Genomic DNA, 15,042 nt, shown 5'->3' on the forward strand with positions numbered 1-15,042 from the left:
CGACACCCCGCATGATATCGACGTCTTTTCGCTTTTCCGCCCTGATCGCCCGGTTGCTGCTCGCCTGCGTGGCCACCCAGGCCGCTGCCGCGCCTTGCCACGCGCCGGCTGACGACGGCACCCCGCAATGGCGACCCGCGCTCCATTACACGCCGCAGCGCAACTGGATGAACGACCCGAACGGGCTCGTCTACGACAACGGCCGCTATCACCTGTTCTACCAATACAATCCGCTCGGCAACGACTGGGGCAACATGTCGTGGGGCCACGCGACGAGCACCGATCTTGTCCACTGGCGCGAGCAGCCGGTCGCGATGCACGCGAACGCGACGGAGGAAATCTTCTCCGGCTCGATCGTCGCCGATACGCTGAACACGTCCGGTCTCGGCACACCGGGCCACACGCCGCTCGTCGCGCTTTATACGAGTGTCTACAAACCCGGCTCGGGTCACGCACCCGGCATACAGGCGCAGTCGCTCGCGTACAGCCTCGATCAGGGCACGACCTGGCAGCCGTATGCGCACAACCCGGTGCTGACGCTCGATCCGGAATCGAAGCAATTTCGCGACCCGAAAGTGTCGTGGTATGCGCCGGGCGGCTACTGGCTGATGACGACGGTCGTCGCCGATGCGCACGTCGTGAAGCTCTATCGCTCGGACGACCTGATCCACTGGAATTTCCTGAGCGACTTCACGCGGCCGGGCGTGCCGCACGACGGCGCGCTGTGGGAAATGCCCGACCTCGTGCCGCTGCCGCTCGACGGCGACCCCGCACAAATACGGTGGGTCATGATCGTCAACGTCAACCCGTGGTCGATCGCCGGCGGCTCGGGCGCGATGTATTTCGTCGGGCACTTCGACGGCCGCACGTTTACGCCGGATCGCGTCGCCCCCGCCGGTTCCGATCCCGCGCAATTCCACTGGGTCGACCATGGCGCGGATTTCTACGCAGCCGGCACCTTCTCGGGCGCGCCCGGCTCACGACCGGTCGCGATCGCGTGGATGAGCAACTGGGATTACGCGGCGAAAGTGCCGACCGCGCCGTGGCGCGGCGCGATGACCCTGCCGCGTGAACTCTCGCTGAAAACGATCGACGGCGAACCGACGCTCGTCGTCGCGCCGGCCGCCGCGTTCGACGCATGGGCGGACGGACGGCCCGCCGTTCACGAAGGCGACCCCACGGTCGATTCCGCGACACGCGCGCTGTCGCCCGCGACGCGCGGCGCCGTCCAGCGTATCACCGTCACGATCGAGCCGCGGCACGCGGCGCGTGCCGGCCTGATCGTCCGGCGCTCGGCGGACGGCTCGGTCGGCACCCGGATCGTGTACGACACCGTGAAGCGCACGCTGACGCTCGACCGCTCCCGCTCCGGCGAAGCGAATTTCGCCGGCACGTTCAGCCGCGAACACATCGTGGACCTGCCGCTCGAGCACGGGCGGTTGCGGCTCGAGATCGTCGTCGATCGCGGCTCGGTCGAAGTGTTCGCGAACGGCGGCCGAGTGGCGCTCACCGACCTGATCTTCCCGCCGCCCGACGCGGACCGCGTCGCCGTGTTCGCCGAGCACGGCCGCGCGACGTTCTCCGGGCTCACGGTGACGCAGCTCGAAGCCGGCGGCGACAGGCATGGCACCTGTGCGCCGCGATAGATGCAAGGTGCGGACGCGCTCCGTCCGCCGGTGACGTGGGCTGTCCGCCCGGCGCAACGCCGGGCGGTTGCAGCCCCCGCCGGGGCTTCGCCGATCAGAGCAAGCCCATCCCGCCCGACGCGATGATCTCCGCGCCGACGATGAACGCGGATTCCGGCGCGCTGAGGTGCAGCACCGTCGACGCGATCTCGTCCGGCGTGCCGAACCGGCCGACCGGAACGAGGCCCTTGATCTTGTCGGCCGTCTCGTCGAGCGTGGCCGCGTCGAGCCCGAGCTTGCCGTAGAGCGGCGTCTGCACGGGCCCCGGGCTCACGACGTTCACGCGCACGCCGTGCGGCAGCAGTTCCGTCGACAGTGTCTTCGCGAACGAATTGACGGCCGCCTTGCTCGCCGCATACACCGACGAGCCGGGCATCCCGATGTGCGCGTTGATCGAGCCGTTGATCACGATCGACGCACCACGGTTCAGCAGCGGCACCAGCGACTGAATCTGGAAATACGCGCCCTTCACGTTGGTGTTGAACACGAGATCCCACATGGCCTCGTCGCTGTCGGCGAACGGCGCGAGTTTCGCGACGCCCGCGTTGATGAACACGGCGTCGAGCCGCGCTCCCGCCGACGCGATCGCATCGGCCAGCGCGCGGGCCGACGCGACGCTGCCGGCCTCGTTGCGGATCGCGAGCGCATCCGCGCCGAGCGTTTGCCGCGCGGCCTCGAGCGTCTGCGCATCGCGCCCGGTGATGATGACCCGCGCGCCTTCGGCCGCGAATGCCCTGGCGGCCGCCAGGCCGATGCCGCTGTTGCCGCCCGTGACGAGGACCGTCTTTCCTTCGAAGCGTTGCATGATGTTCTCCTGTGAACCGGTGAGTTGACCGTGGACACAGGATGCGCGCCGCGCCCGGCCTTGCCGTACGACGGGCGCGACGAACACGTTCGAAATCGTCGAACGTGTTTGCGCGGACGGATCCGGTCGCGCGGCGCCGCCCCGCGTCAGCCGGCCACGTCGATCCCGTCGAGCAGCCGCTGCGCGAGCCTCGGTTCGCGCAATTGCTCGAGCCACCATTGCAGCGCCCGGCCGTCCCGGTCGCCGTGCCACGCGACATACAGCCGGTTCGGCTCGCGCGGATCGGCCGTCTGTCTTTCCACGAGTTCGCCGCGCGCCAGCAGCGACGCCACGCGCCGGCGCGGCACCCAGCCGACGCCCAGCCCGTCGCGCTGCGCGAGGATCTTCGCGCGCATCGACGGCACCGCCAGCACGGCCTGCCCGCCGAGCAGGCCATACGCGCGGCCGGCCGCGCGCCGCGACGAATCGGCGACGACGACCGCCCGGTGCGCGCCGATCGCATCTCGCGTCAATGCGCCGCTCACGGCGGCCAGCGGATGGCGCGGCGATACCGCGAACACCCACTCCATCGCCCCCAGCTCGAACCACTTGAAGCCGGGAATCGCCGGCGGCTCGTTGGTCGCGCCGACCACCAGGTCCGCACGGCCGTCGCGCAGCGCTTCCCAGGTACCGCCGAGCACTTCGTGCGTGAAACGCAACGACACGCCCGAATCGAGCGCATCGAACGCGTGGACGACGGGCAACAGCGTGTCGAACTCCAGCACCTCGTCGCTGACGATCCACAGCCGGTCTTCCCAGCCGCTCGCGACCTGCCGCACACGCTGCGTCAGTCGCGCGACGTCCAGCGCCAGCCGTGCCGCCTCGTCGGTCAGCAGCTGTCCGGCCGGCGTGAGCTGCAGCCGGTAGCCGCGCCGGTCGAACAGCAGCGCGTCGAAACGCGTTTCGAGCTGGCGCGCCGCGTGCGACACCGTCGACGGCGCCTTGCCGAGCCGCGCGGCCGCCCGCGACAGGCTGCCGGTGGCGCGGATCGCGTCGAGCAGCGCAAGTTCGTCTTCGGACAGCATGGGGTCGCTCCGGTGTGGGGTTGTCGTGGATCGTAAGGCAGCGGCGGGCCAAGGTCCAATCAGGCGATGCGGGCCAATCGTGCCGGTCACGGGCGTGTCCCGCCCGGTCGGTTCGGCCGGCCTCCGCGCGATTCCTTGCGCTCCGGCGGCCGCTACAAGCATCGCGTCACGCCGCCACGCAGCCCGCACCAAACCGCCGCCGGCTTCCGGTATGCTGATTGACTCGAAATCCCGGCAACCGAGGTAACCACTGCGATGGACATCGCGATCCGCATCGAAGGCCGTCACGACCTGACGGGGCAGATCTTCCGGCAACTGCGCACCGCGATCGTCGACGGGCGCCTCGCCGGCGGCGCGCGACTGCCGTCGACGCGCGACCTCGCGAAACAGCTCGGCGTCTCGCGCAAGACGACGCTCGACGCGTTCGAGCGCCTGGTGGCCGAGGGCTACCTGAATACACGCGCGGGCGACGGCACGTTCGTCGCCGACGGCCTCGCGCGCGTGCCGCACGCCGCGTCCGTGTCGGCGCCGTCGCTCGTCGACGGCACGCCGCGCGTCGACGCGGTCGATGCGCGCGCGCTGTGGAACGACCTGCCCGACGCGCTCGCGATGCCCGCCCCGCAGGATGCGCCCGCCTTCGACTTCCGCGGCGGCGTGACCGACAAGACGCTGTTCCCGTTCGACGCATGGCGGCGCTGCCTGCATCACGCGCTGCGCCAGCAGATGCGCGGCCCCGCCCAGTATCACGACCCGGCCGGCGATCCGCAGTTGCGCGGCGCGATCGCGCGCTACGTCGGATTCAGCCGCGCGGTCGCATGCAGCTGGGACGACGTGCTCGTCACGCAAGGCGCGCAACAGGCGCTCGACCTGATCGCCCGCGTCGTCGTGCGGCCCGGCGACGTGGTCGCGGTCGAGGATCCCGGCTACCCGCCCGCGCGTGCCGCGTTCGCGTCGCTCGGTGCGACGGTGATCGGCGTGCCGGTCGACGCGCACGGCCTCGTGACGGAACGGTTGCCCGACGACGCGCGCCTCGTCTACGTGACGCCGTCGCATCAGTTCCCGCTCGGGATGCCGATGACGCTGGACCGGCGCGTCGCGCTGCTCGAATGGGCGCAGCGCCGCCGCGCCGTGATCATCGAGGACGATTACGACGGCGAGTTCCGCTTCGAGGGCCGGCCGGTGGAGTCGCTGAAGAGCCTCGACCGCACGGGCCTCGTCGCGTATGTCGGCACCTTCTCGAAGACGATCTTTCCGGAGCTGCGGATCGGCTACGCGATTCCGCCGCGCGCGCTGCGCGGCGCGCTGGCCAAGGCGAAGCAGATCGTCGACTGGCACACCTGCACGCTGACGCAGGCGGCGCTCGCCCGCTTCATGCTCGAAGGCGACTTCGCACGGCACCTGAAGCGCGTGCAGAAGCACTACGATGCGCGTCGCAAGATGCTGATCGCGCATCTGCGCGGCGAACTCGCGCCGTGGTTCGACGCGATCGTGCCGACCGCCGGCATCCACCTCGCCGCCCGCCTGAAGCCGGGGCTCGACGAGGCGGCACTCGTCCGCGCCGCCCGCGAGCTGGACATCGGCCTGTACGGTATCTCGGCATTCCACGTCGCCGTGCCGGTCAGTGCCGGGCTGCTGTTCGGCTATGGCGGGATCGACGCGCTGCGCATCGACACGGCGCTTGCGAAGCTCACCGGCCTGCTGGGTTCGGGCAGCGTCGGCGGCCCGGCACTGGTTACCTGAATTTTCCAGAAATTGGCCATTCAAGCAGGCCAGCTTACGTCCTAAAGTGGGTCCTGTCGCGCCACAGTGCGCTCCAACCGAAAAAGGACCTGCCATGCAACCGCGCCTGAACTTCTATACCGCCAGCCCGAACGCCATCAAGGTGATGCGCAACGCCGAGGACTTCATCGCGAAAAGCTCGATCGAGAAGCCGCTCGCCGAACTCGTCCGCCTGCGCGCGTCGCAGATCAACGGCTGCGCGTTCTGCGTCGACATGCACACGACCGACGCACGCAAGGACGGCGAAACCGACCGCCGTCTCGCGACCGTCGTCGTGTGGCGCGAAACGCCGTTCTTCACCGAGCGCGAACGCGCGGCGCTGGAATGGACCGAGGCGCTGACACTCGTGGCCGACAACCACGTGCCCGACGCCGTCTGGGAGGCCGTGAAGCCGCATTTCACCGACGAGGAACTGTTCGACCTGTCGATGCTGATCGCGACGATCAACACGTGGAACCGCTTCGCGATCGCGTTCCGCAAGATGCCCGAGTAAGGAGACGACGATGACGTACGCCACGCTCCGTCGCGCCGCCCTCGGCGCATGGCTCGCGGCCGCGGCCGCGCTGCCGCCGGCCGCCGCCCATGCACACGACACCGGCGACAACGTGCACACGATCATGCAGCAGGCGGTGCCCGAAGCGCCCGGCAAGCTCGCGGTCGTCGCGACCGTCGACTACGCGCCCGGCCAGGCTTCGGAAGCCCACCGGCACCTCGGCTCGGTGTTCGCGGTCGTGTCGAAAGGCGAAGTGCTGTCGCAGGTGAACGGCGGCCCGCTGCACCGCTACCGCGCCGGCGAAGGCTGGTACGAGGCGCCCGGCTCGCGCCACCAGGTGTCGCGCAACGCGAGCGCGACCGAACCCGCGCAGCTCGTCGTGTTCGGGCTGACCGGCGAACACGTGCCGCTGACGTCGCCGATCGATCAGTAAGCGCTTGCGGGGGGCGCGTGCCGTTGTCGAGGCACGTGCGCCCGCTGCGCGACCGGGTTCGCCGCCGTTTCGCTTACTGAGCCCCGCCGCTCCCCGCCGGTTTTCCCTCGGCGCTTCTCCGCCGTTTCTCCGCCGTTTCTCCGCCGCTTCTCCGCCGCTTCTCCGCCGCTTCTCCGCAGCTTCCTCGCCGCCTCCGCATTAGCCGCTCCCTACACTCCGCTACCGGCTTGCCGCACCGCACCGCGCCACATCCCGGCCCGCCCGCGCCCCCGTTCGACGCTCGCCTGATCTCGATCAACCCGGTCGCAAACCCTTCCTTGAAATTAACTAACTCATCAATTAGCGTCGATTTCATGAACGCGAAATCCACCGTCGCCAGGCCGCGCGGGCGCCGCCCGTCGGTCGACGATTTCGACCTGCGCGACCACATGCTCGACGTCGCGATGCAGCTGTTCGCTGAACGCGGCATCGCCGCGACGACCGTCGCGCAGATCGCCGCCGCCGCAGGCGTCACGTCGGCGATGGTCCACTACTACTTCACGAATCGCGAGCGGTTGCTCGACGCGATCGTCGAGGAACGGCTCGCACAGGCGATCGCGTTCGTGTGGCGACCGACCGAGCCGCGGATCGACGACGATCCGTTCGCACTTGTCGGCGAACTCGTCGACCGCTTCTTCGACGTCACGCACCGCATGCCGTGGCTGCCGTCGATCTGGCTGCGCGAGATCGTCCACGAAGGCGGGCTGCTGCGCGAACGGATGGTCCGGCGCATTCCGCTCGATCATGTCGGGCGCTTCGCCGAACGCATCCGCGGCGCGCAGCAGGCCGGCACGCTGAACCCCGCGCTCGAACCCGCGTTCCTGTTCCATTCGATCGTCGCGCTGGTGATGCTGCCGCTCGCGACCGCGAAACTGTGGCAAAGCGCGCGCGGCATGCCGCCGATCGATCGCGACGTGCTGCACCGGCACGTCCGCGCGCTGCTCGGTTCGGGAATGCAGCCGGCCGCCCCCCCGCGTCGCGCACGGGCCCGCTCGCCACGGAGGCCGTCATGAACCCGCTCCGCGCACGGCCGCTGGCGATGGTCGCCGCAGTCGCCGTGCTCGCCGGCTGCGGACGCCCGGCCGACAACGGCACGACTTACCAGGGCTACGTCGAAGGCGAATTCGTGTACCTGTCGTCGTCGCAATCGGGCACGCTGACGCAGTTGGCGGTCGCGCGCGGCCAGACCCTCGCCGCCGGCGCGCCGGCCTTCTCGCTCGAGGCCGTCAGCGAAACCGCCGCGCTGTCGCAGGCGCAGCACCAGCTCGCGGCCGCCCGCGCGCAGCTTGCCGACCTGCAGACGGGCAAGCGCCCGCCGGAAATCGCGGTCACGCAGGCGCAGCTCGCCCAGGCCACCGCACGGGCCGCGCGAGCCGTTGCGCAACTGGCGCGCGACGAACGCCAGTACGCGGCCGGCGGCCTGTCGAAGCAGCAGCTCGACGATTCGCGCACGTCCGCGCAAACCACCGCCGCGCAGATGCGCGAACTGCAGAAACAGGTCGACGTCGCGCGCCTGCCGGGACGCGCGCAGCAGGTCGCCGCGCAGGCCGCGCAGGTCGACGCCGCGCAGGCGGCCGTGGCCGAAGCGCAGTGGAAGCTCGACCAGAAGCGCGTCGCCGCCCCCGCCGCCGGGCGCGTGTACGACACGCTGTACCGTGTCGGCGAATGGGTGCAGGCCGGCAATCCGGTCGTGCAGATGCTGCCGCCGCAAAACCTGAAGGTGCGCTTCTTCGTGCCCGAGGCCGCCATCGCATCGCTCGCACCGGGTCGCACCGTCGCGATCCACTGCGACGGCTGTGCGGCCGACGTGCCCGCGCACATCACCTACGTGTCGAGCGAGGCCGAATACACGCCGCCCGTGATCTACAGCAACGAGAGCCGGACCAAGCTCGTGTTCATGATCGAGGCACGCCCGGCCGTGGCCGACGCGCCGAAGCTGCATCCGGGCCAGCCCGTCGCCGTGAGGGTGCCGTGAACACGCCCTCCGCCCCGTACGCGATCGACGTCGATCGCCTGAACAAGCATTTCGGCGACAAGCATGTCGTGAAGGACGTGTCGCTGCGCGTCGCGCGCGGCGAGATCTTCGGCTTTCTCGGTCCGAACGGCAGCGGCAAGACCACGTCGATCCGGATGATGTGCGGGTTGCTCACGCCCGACTCGGGCAGCGGCACCTGCCTCGGCTACGACATCGTGCGCGACAGCGCGCAGATCAAACGACGCGTCGGCTACATGACGCAACGCTTCTCGTACTGGGAAGACCTGTCGATTCGCGAGAACCTCGATTTCGTCGCGCGCGTGTACGGGATGCCCGACCGCAAGGCGGCCGTCGCGCGCGCCCTCGACGGGCTCGGCCTCGCGAGCCGCGCCGACCAGCTCACGGGCGCGCTGTCGGGCGGCTGGAAGCAGCGCCTCGCGCTGGCCGCCTGCATGCTGCACGAGCCGGCCCTGCTGCTGCTCGACGAGCCCACGGCCGGCGTCGACCCGGCCGCGCGGCGCGACTTCTGGGAAGAACTGCACCGGCTGGCCGCCCAGGGGATCTCGGTGCTCGTCAGCACGCACTACATGGACGAAGCCGAACGCTGCCACAAGCTCGCGTACATCGCGTACGGCGAGCTGCTCGCACAAGGCACGTCGGCGGAGATCGTCGCGTCGCAGGGGCTCGCGACCCGCGCGATCACCGGCGGCCAACTGGCCGAACTGTCCGCGCGACTGCGCACGATGCCGGGCGTCGACCAGACGGTCGTGTTCGGTTCGGCGCTGCATGTGAGCGGCCGCGATCGCGCGCGGCTCGACGCGACGCTCGCGCAGGTCGCGGCGCAGGCCGGCGGGCCCGCCGCGCTGCAGGTCGCGCCGATCGACACCGGCCTCGAGGACGTATTCATCTACATGATGGGCCGCGCGTCCGCGCCGCCCGGCGGAGCGTCGTCATGAACGCGTGGGCGCGCTTGCGCGATGCGTTCTCGGTCGCGCGCTGGTGGAGCATCGTGCTGAAGGAATTCCTGCAGCTGCGCCGCGACCGCGTGACGTTCGCGATGATCGTCGGCGTGCCGATCATCCAGCTCGCGCTGTTCGGCTTCGCGATCAACACCGATCCGAAGCACCTGCCGACCGCGGTGATCGTCGCCGACGCGAGCCCGTTCGCGCGCAGCTTCGTCGCCGCGATGCGCAACTCCGCGTACTTCGACATCGTCGAGACGCTGCCCGACGAAGCGGCCGGCCAGCGTGCGCTCGCGCGCGGAGACGTGCTGTTCGTATTGAACGTGCCGGCCGATTTCTCACGCCGGCTGCTGCGCGGCGAACGTCCGTCGCTGCTCGTCGAGGCGGACGCGACCGATCCCGTCGCGACCGCGTCGGCGATCGGCGCGCTCGCCGGCCTCGTGCAGCCGGTCGTGGACAAGGACCTGACCGGCCCGCTCACGCACCTGAACGGCCGGCCGGCCGCCTTCGACGTCGTGCTGCACCGGCTCTACAACCCCGAGGGCATCACGCAGTACAACGTCGTGCCGGGCCTGATGGGCGTGATCCTGACGATGACGATGGTGATGATGACGGGCCTCGCGATCACGCGCGAACGCGAGCGCGGCACGATGGAGAACCTGCTCGCGACGCCCGTGCGGCCGCTCGAGGTGATGACGGGCAAGATCGTCCCGTACGTGCTGATCGGGCTGATCCAGGTGTCGATCATTCTCGCGGCCGCCCGCTTCGTGTTCGAGGTGCCGTTCGTCGGCGGCGCATTCGCGATCTACCTGTCCGCGCTGCTGTTCATCGCCGCGAACCTGACCGTCGGCATCACGCTGTCGTCGCTCGCGCAGAACCAGTTGCAGGCGATGCAGCTCGCCGTGTTCTACTTCCTGCCGAACATCCTGCTGTCGGGCTTCATGTTCCCGTTCGCCGGGATGCCGAAGTGGGCGCAGTTCATCGGCAACCTGCTGCCGCTCACCTACTTCAACCGCCTCGTGCGCGGCATCCTGCTGAAAGGGAACGGCTGGAACGACCTGTGGCCATCCGTGTGGCCGGTCGCGCTGTTCACCGTCGTCGTGATGGGCATCGCGTTGCGCTTCTACCGGCGCACGCTCGACTAGGCACCGCACGATGAAACCGGCTTCGCGTCGCCCCCTCCACGCCACCCGCTGCTGCACGCTGGCCGCTGCCGTGCTGCTCGTCGCCGGATGCGCGGTCGGGCCGGATTTCCACGCGCCGGATGCGCCCGCCACGCAGCGCTACACGCGCGGCGAACCGCCGGCGACGACGGCCGCCGCCGCCGACGGCCCGGCAGGCGACGGTCAGACGTTCGCATCGGCCGAACACACTCCGCAGCACTGGTGGACGCAGTTCGGCTCCGAACCGCTGAACCGGCTCGTCGACACCGCTTGGCGCAACAGCCCGACGCTTGCCGAAGCCCGCGCGCGGCTCGACGAAGCGCGCCAGAACCATGCGGCCGAAGCCGGCGCGACGATGCTGCCTAAAGTCGATGCGAGCGTGTCCGCGACGCGCGAGCAGGTCGACACGACCGCGTTCGGCCTGCCGGCCAGCGTGCCGAGCCCGGGGCCGTTCACGCTTTATGACGCGTCGGTGAGCGTGTCGTACGTGCTCGATGTGTTCGGCGGCAACCGGCGCGCGCTCGAGGCGCTGCGCGCGCAGGTCGACTATCAGGCCCATACGCTCGACGCCGCGCGCCTGACGCTCGCGGGTAACGTCGTCGCCACCGCGATCCTGCGCGCATCGCTCGCGCAGCAGGTCGCGCTCACGCGGCAGCTGATCGACGCGCAGACGCGACAGTTGCGCATCGTCGAAGCGCGTTTCGCTGCCGGTGGTGTATCGCAGGCCGATGTGCACGCGCAGCGCGCGTTGCTCGCGCAGACGCAGGCGTCGCTGCCGCCGCTCGCGACCCGCCTCGCGCAGTCCGGCCATCGGCTCGCGATCCTGCTCGGCGCGCCGCCCTCCGATGCGATGCTGCCCGACCTCACGCTGGATACGCTCGCGCTGCCTCGCACGCTGCCCGTCGCGCTGCCGTCGACGCTCGCACGCGAACGGCCCGACATCCGCGCCGCCGAGGCCGTGCTGCACCAGGCGAGCGCGAACGTCGGCGTGGCCACCGCGAACCTGTATCCGCGCTTTTCGGTTTCGGCGGGGATCGGCTCGGAGCGCACACGTATCGCGGATATCGTCAGCGGGCTCAATGTATGGAATGTCGGTCTCGGTCTCACGCAGCCGCTCTTTCACGGCGGTGAACTGCGTGCGAAGAAACGCGCGGCCGAAGCGGCGTACGACGCCGCGTTCGCGAGTTACCGGGAAACCGTGCTCGAGGCCCTGCAGCAGGTGGCCGACGCGATGCGCGCGGTCGAGCACGACGCTGCCGAGCTGCGGGCGAGAGACACCGCTGCGCAGGAAGCGGCGGCCAGCAATACGATTGCCGGCAACCGTTACGCGGCGGGGGGAATCAGCACGTTCGACCTGCTCGACGCGCAGCGGCAGGCACTGCAGACGGCGCTCGACCGTACGCGCGCACAGGCCGACCGGCTTGCCGATACGGCGGCGCTGTTTCAGGCGCTGGCGGGGAGCTGGATGGATGATGCGGCGGAGTGAGTGCGCGGTGGAGGCTCAATGCGGCGATCGAAGCGGAGCAATCGCGCGACGCGGGCTTGACCCAGCGATAGAAACGGAGCGATCACGCATGCAGGTTCGACGCAGCGGTAGAAGCGCAGTGACCGCGCGGTGCGCGGGCTTGACGCAGCGATCGAAGCGGAGCAATCGCGCATGCAGGCTCGACGCAGCGATAGAAGCGGAATGATGGCGCGGTGCGGGTTTGACCCAGCGATCTCAGCGCGACATTCGCCCGAATTGCGCAGCCATGAAAAAACCGGCCCGAAGGCCGGTTTTCATACCGCATGCCGCAAGCAGCGCTTGCGCGCCGCGCGACATCAGAAGCGGTGGATCATGCCGACGCCGACGCCGATCTGGTTCTGCTTCGAACCTGCGCCCACGCCGTCGCCGATCGACGTCGTTGCGGCGATGATGCCGCCCGTCGGGGTCAGCGTGTTACCGCTGGAGTGCTGGTAAGCCTCAACTGCGTACAGGCCCGTGCGCTTCGACAGGCTGTAGTACTGCGACACCGTGACCTGGTGGTACTTGGCCGAGCTCGTGATGCCATTCGACTGCGTTGCCGCCGTGTACGAGTAGCCTGCCGCGAAGTCCCACTGAGCGACCGGCTTCCAGTGCAGCACGGCGCCAGCCGTGTTGAAGATCGCCGTGTTCTTGAAACCCGAACCCGTGCCCGGAATGTATTGAACGTTCGAGTACGACGCCGAAATGTCCCACGCCGGCGAGAACTGGTAGCCAGCCGTGACGGCCAGGCGCTGTTGCGACTGTGCGAACTGGTAGCCATTGTTGATCGACGAAACTGCCGGCTCGACACCGTTGGTGCCGGCTGCGTTCAGGCCGTTCTGCACCGTCGAGTTCGCGCCCCACGCGCCGCCGCCGAGCGTCGCGTTGTTGACTCGCTGGTAGCCGACGGCGATGCCTGCCGGGCCGTTCAGGTACTGGATCGCCGCGCTCCACGTCGAGCCGCGGTTCGTCGCGCCTGCGACGCCGCCGAACGAGTACGAACCGCCGACCGTGAAGCCGTAGAACTTCGGCGACATGTAGACGAGCGAGTTGTTCGCGCGGTAGCTGGTATCCAGCGAATCGATATCGCCCGGGTGCGCGCCGTAGTAACCGGTCAGCCAGGTCGTCGGGCTGTACGGCGACAGCAGCGTGTAGTACGCGGTGTACTGGCGGCCGGCCGTCAGCGTACCGTACGTATTGTTGGTCAGGCCAACCCACGCCTGACGCGTGAAGATGCCGTTGGTCCATTGCGACGAACCGTTAGCCGTGTTGACGCCGGCTTCCAACTGGAAAATCGCCTTCGTGCCGCCGCCGAGATCTTCGCTGCCCTTCAGGCCGAAGCGGCTGCCTGCCCACACGCCGGTGGACATCTGCACCTTCGAGTGACCACCCGTGGTCGCGCCGACTGCCGACGAGTTGTTTTGGTATGCGATACCGTTATCGACGATACCGTACAGGGTCACGCTGCTCTGTGCGTGGGCGGCGGTAGCGGCTGCAAGGCCCGCTGCCGTCATGGCGAAAGCGACGCGCTTTTTCATTGATTCTCCGTCCTCAAAGAATGATTTCTTTTCTGGTGTGGTTTTATGACTGACACATGTGCGAGTACATGCCGACGCGATTCTGACGGATTACCAATCATTTCCCAACATGTGCAGTCGGTCATCGTATGATCGACGCAACGCACGGGTTCACCAAGCAGTTACATAACACCTGAAAACGCTTACGCAGCGGGCCTTTCCGGCATTTCCCGGTGAAAACCCTAGCTTTACATTTTTACGGGTGCAACACGACCGTCGGATGTTGTCAGATGCCTTCGGCGAAATACATCTTACAAATGCGCGACCGCGACTGACGCCGCGATTCACGCCGCCGCGAAGGATCGCTGACGTTCATGACACCCACGTTTCGCGAAACGAAATAATGAAAACGTTTTTAGACGATGCGGGAGAACCGGCCCGGCGAACGCGGGCCGAGGGGCGACGCCGGCACCTGTCGCGCCGGCATCGTTCGGTGGGTGTCAGCGGGTGACCGGCTGCACGAGATGCGCGCTCACGGCATCGGAAAGCGCGGTCATGCGCGCGCGAATCGCCGTGTTCGAGCCGACCAGCGCGAGCGACGACGCCATGATCCGGTAGACGCGCTTTCTCGGCACCTTGGCCGGCTTCGCCGGATCGAGCCATGCGTCATGGCCGGCCAGCAGCTCGAGCGTTTCGAGGCCGATCATGATCGGCCACAGGCATGCCAGCCGCAGCCGAACGAAGCGGCGCGGGATCGCAACGGTATACAGGCACGCGTCGCGATACTGGTCCAGCGTCACGCGCAGCAGGTCGACCAGCACGCCGCGCGCACGCGCCGACGCATCGGGCAACATCAGGTCGGCGACGCTCAGCCCGTGTGCGCCCAGCACATCGTCGGGCAGGTAGCAGCGGCCGATGCGCAGGTCCTTCGCGCAGTCGCGCAGGATGTTGGTCATCTGCAGCGCCTTGCCGAAGCGGATGCCCTTCTCGACCATGTCCGGCAGGTTCCAGCCGCGCGCGGCCGGCGTGTGCATGCCCGTCATGTCGGTCCAGAACTCGCCCACGCAGCCGGCGACGAGATAGGTGTAGCGGTCGAGTTCGTCGCGCGTTCGCAGCGACGCGACCCGCCCCGATTGCTCGTCGGGGAACGTGCGCAGGTCGAATACCATCCCCGCCGTCAGCGTTGCGACGACCTTGCGGATCGACGCGCGATCGGCGTCCGGCTGCGCGCGCAGCAGCGCGAGCATCGGCTCCATCGAGCCGAGCAGCACGTGCTCGTGCGAATCGGTCTGCATCCGCGTCACGTCCTCGAGCGCACGCGACAGCGCGACGCCGTCGCCGAGCTGCTCGACCTCGTCGCGCAGCTCGGTCAGCAATGCCGCCCGGCGATCGGGCGCGACGAGCGCCGTATCGGCGATCGTGTCGGCCGCGCGCGCAAGCAGGTACGCGAGGCCGACCGGGTCGCGCATGCCGTCGGGCAGCACGCGCAGCGTCAGGTAGAAGGAGCGGGAAACGTTCTTCAGCAGGTCGCCGAGCAGGTAGGCGGAATCGGTTCGAGTCGTCATGGGTCGGGAAAAATCGGCCGGCGCGGGCCCCGGACGCACACGGGCGCCGGGCGCCCGC

Annotated in this window: 13 protein-coding genes; 9 read left to right on the top strand and 4 right to left on the bottom strand. The window is 68.9% G+C overall.

What is annotated here, in order from left to right; translation table 11 throughout:
• Positions 1-11: 11 nt before the first annotated feature.
• Positions 12-1,646, top strand: a complete 1,635-nt coding sequence (locus L810_RS15570; RefSeq protein ID WP_021159251.1) for a glycoside hydrolase family 32 protein — start codon at positions 12-14, stop codon at positions 1,644-1,646.
• Between the two features lie 94 nt (positions 1,647-1,740).
• Here the strand turns inward: L810_RS15570 and L810_RS15575 are convergent, their stop codons facing one another.
• Both L810_RS15575 and L810_RS15580 read right to left on the bottom strand, forming a co-directional pair.
• A complete protein-coding gene (locus tag L810_RS15575) occupies positions 1,741-2,490 on the bottom strand; it encodes an SDR family oxidoreductase (RefSeq protein WP_021159252.1) in 750 nt (249 codons plus the stop codon).
• A gap of 146 nt (positions 2,491-2,636) precedes the next feature.
• Positions 2,637-3,554: a LysR family transcriptional regulator gene (locus L810_RS15580; RefSeq protein ID WP_021159253.1), complete on the bottom strand. Its 918-nt coding sequence runs from the start codon at positions 3,552-3,554 to the stop codon at positions 2,637-2,639.
• Between the two features lie 255 nt (positions 3,555-3,809).
• Here L810_RS15580 and pdxR point away from each other — a divergent pair, with 255 nt between their 5' ends.
• From pdxR to L810_RS15620, 8 genes are all read left to right on the top strand, one after another.
• Complete coding sequence (gene pdxR / locus L810_RS15585; protein ID WP_021159254.1) at positions 3,810-5,294, top strand: MocR-like pyridoxine biosynthesis transcription factor PdxR; 1,485 nt, start codon at positions 3,810-3,812, stop codon at positions 5,292-5,294.
• A gap of 94 nt (positions 5,295-5,388) precedes the next feature.
• Positions 5,389-5,826 carry a carboxymuconolactone decarboxylase family protein gene (locus L810_RS15590; protein WP_021159255.1) on the top strand — a complete coding sequence of 146 codons (438 nt, stop codon included), beginning with the start codon at positions 5,389-5,391 and terminating at the stop codon, positions 5,824-5,826.
• A gap of 10 nt (positions 5,827-5,836) precedes the next feature.
• The gene (locus L810_RS15595; protein ID WP_021159256.1) at positions 5,837-6,259 is read left to right on the top strand and encodes a cupin domain-containing protein; all 423 of its coding nucleotides are present in this window, start codon (positions 5,837-5,839) and stop codon (positions 6,257-6,259) included.
• Between the two features lie 353 nt (positions 6,260-6,612).
• Positions 6,613-7,311 (top strand): TetR/AcrR family transcriptional regulator, encoded by a 699-nt coding sequence (locus L810_RS15600; RefSeq protein WP_021159257.1) that lies wholly within the window; start codon positions 6,613-6,615, stop codon positions 7,309-7,311.
• A complete protein-coding gene (locus tag L810_RS15605) occupies positions 7,308-8,273 on the top strand; it encodes an HlyD family secretion protein (RefSeq protein ID WP_021159258.1) in 966 nt (321 codons plus the stop codon). The genes L810_RS15600 and L810_RS15605 overlap by 4 nt, the downstream gene beginning before the upstream one ends.
• Entirely contained in the window at positions 8,270-9,229 is a 960-nt protein-coding gene (locus L810_RS15610; RefSeq protein WP_021159259.1) for an ABC transporter ATP-binding protein, read from the top strand. Before L810_RS15605 ends, L810_RS15610 begins: the two co-directional genes overlap by 4 nt.
• Positions 9,226-10,380, top strand: coding sequence for an ABC transporter permease (locus L810_RS15615; protein ID WP_021159260.1), 1,155 nt, complete (start codon positions 9,226-9,228; stop codon positions 10,378-10,380). Before L810_RS15610 ends, L810_RS15615 begins: the two co-directional genes overlap by 4 nt.
• A gap of 10 nt (positions 10,381-10,390) precedes the next feature.
• Positions 10,391-11,884: an efflux transporter outer membrane subunit gene (locus L810_RS15620; protein WP_042974876.1), complete on the top strand. Its 1,494-nt coding sequence runs from the start codon at positions 10,391-10,393 to the stop codon at positions 11,882-11,884.
• Between the two features lie 335 nt (positions 11,885-12,219).
• Here the strand turns inward: L810_RS15620 and L810_RS15625 are convergent, their stop codons facing one another.
• Both L810_RS15625 and L810_RS15630 read right to left on the bottom strand, forming a co-directional pair.
• On the bottom strand, positions 12,220-13,440 hold the full coding sequence (locus L810_RS15625) for a porin (protein ID WP_021159262.1): 1,221 nt from the start codon (positions 13,438-13,440) through the stop codon (positions 12,220-12,222).
• A 479-nt stretch (positions 13,441-13,919) separates the two neighbouring features.
• Positions 13,920-14,984: a phytoene/squalene synthase family protein gene (locus tag L810_RS15630; protein ID WP_021159263.1), complete on the bottom strand. Its 1,065-nt coding sequence runs from the start codon at positions 14,982-14,984 to the stop codon at positions 13,920-13,922.
• Positions 14,985-15,042: the final 58 nt, after the last annotated feature.

Source organism: Burkholderia sp. AU4i, from assembly GCF_000466765.1.
GTDB classification, from domain to species: domain Bacteria; phylum Pseudomonadota; class Gammaproteobacteria; order Burkholderiales; family Burkholderiaceae; genus Burkholderia; species Burkholderia cepacia.

What these genes read in the sequence shown, in the direction of transcription:
- pdxR (WP_021159254.1), top strand. Translation starts at nt 3,810, where the DNA reads ATGGACATCGCGATCCGCATCGAAGGCCGTCACGACCTGACGGGGCAG.
- L810_RS15630 (WP_021159263.1), bottom strand. Translation starts at nt 14,984, where the DNA reads ATGACGACTCGAACCGATTCCGCCTACCTGCTCGGCGACCTGCTGAAG.
- L810_RS15600 (WP_021159257.1), top strand. Translation starts at nt 6,613, where the DNA reads ATGAACGCGAAATCCACCGTCGCCAGGCCGCGCGGGCGCCGCCCGTCG.
- L810_RS15615 (WP_021159260.1), top strand. Translation starts at nt 9,226, where the DNA reads ATGAACGCGTGGGCGCGCTTGCGCGATGCGTTCTCGGTCGCGCGCTGG.
- L810_RS15625 (WP_021159262.1), bottom strand. Translation starts at nt 13,440, where the DNA reads ATGAAAAAGCGCGTCGCTTTCGCCATGACGGCAGCGGGCCTTGCAGCC.
- L810_RS15580 (WP_021159253.1), bottom strand. Translation starts at nt 3,554, where the DNA reads ATGCTGTCCGAAGACGAACTTGCGCTGCTCGACGCGATCCGCGCCACC.
- L810_RS15575 (WP_021159252.1), bottom strand. Translation starts at nt 2,490, where the DNA reads ATGCAACGCTTCGAAGGAAAGACGGTCCTCGTCACGGGCGGCAACAGC.
- L810_RS15620 (WP_042974876.1), top strand. Translation starts at nt 10,391, where the DNA reads ATGAAACCGGCTTCGCGTCGCCCCCTCCACGCCACCCGCTGCTGCACG.
- L810_RS15570 (WP_021159251.1), top strand. Translation starts at nt 12, where the DNA reads ATGATATCGACGTCTTTTCGCTTTTCCGCCCTGATCGCCCGGTTGCTG.
- L810_RS15595 (WP_021159256.1), top strand. Translation starts at nt 5,837, where the DNA reads ATGACGTACGCCACGCTCCGTCGCGCCGCCCTCGGCGCATGGCTCGCG.
- L810_RS15590 (WP_021159255.1), top strand. Translation starts at nt 5,389, where the DNA reads ATGCAACCGCGCCTGAACTTCTATACCGCCAGCCCGAACGCCATCAAG.
- L810_RS15605 (WP_021159258.1), top strand. Translation starts at nt 7,308, where the DNA reads ATGAACCCGCTCCGCGCACGGCCGCTGGCGATGGTCGCCGCAGTCGCC.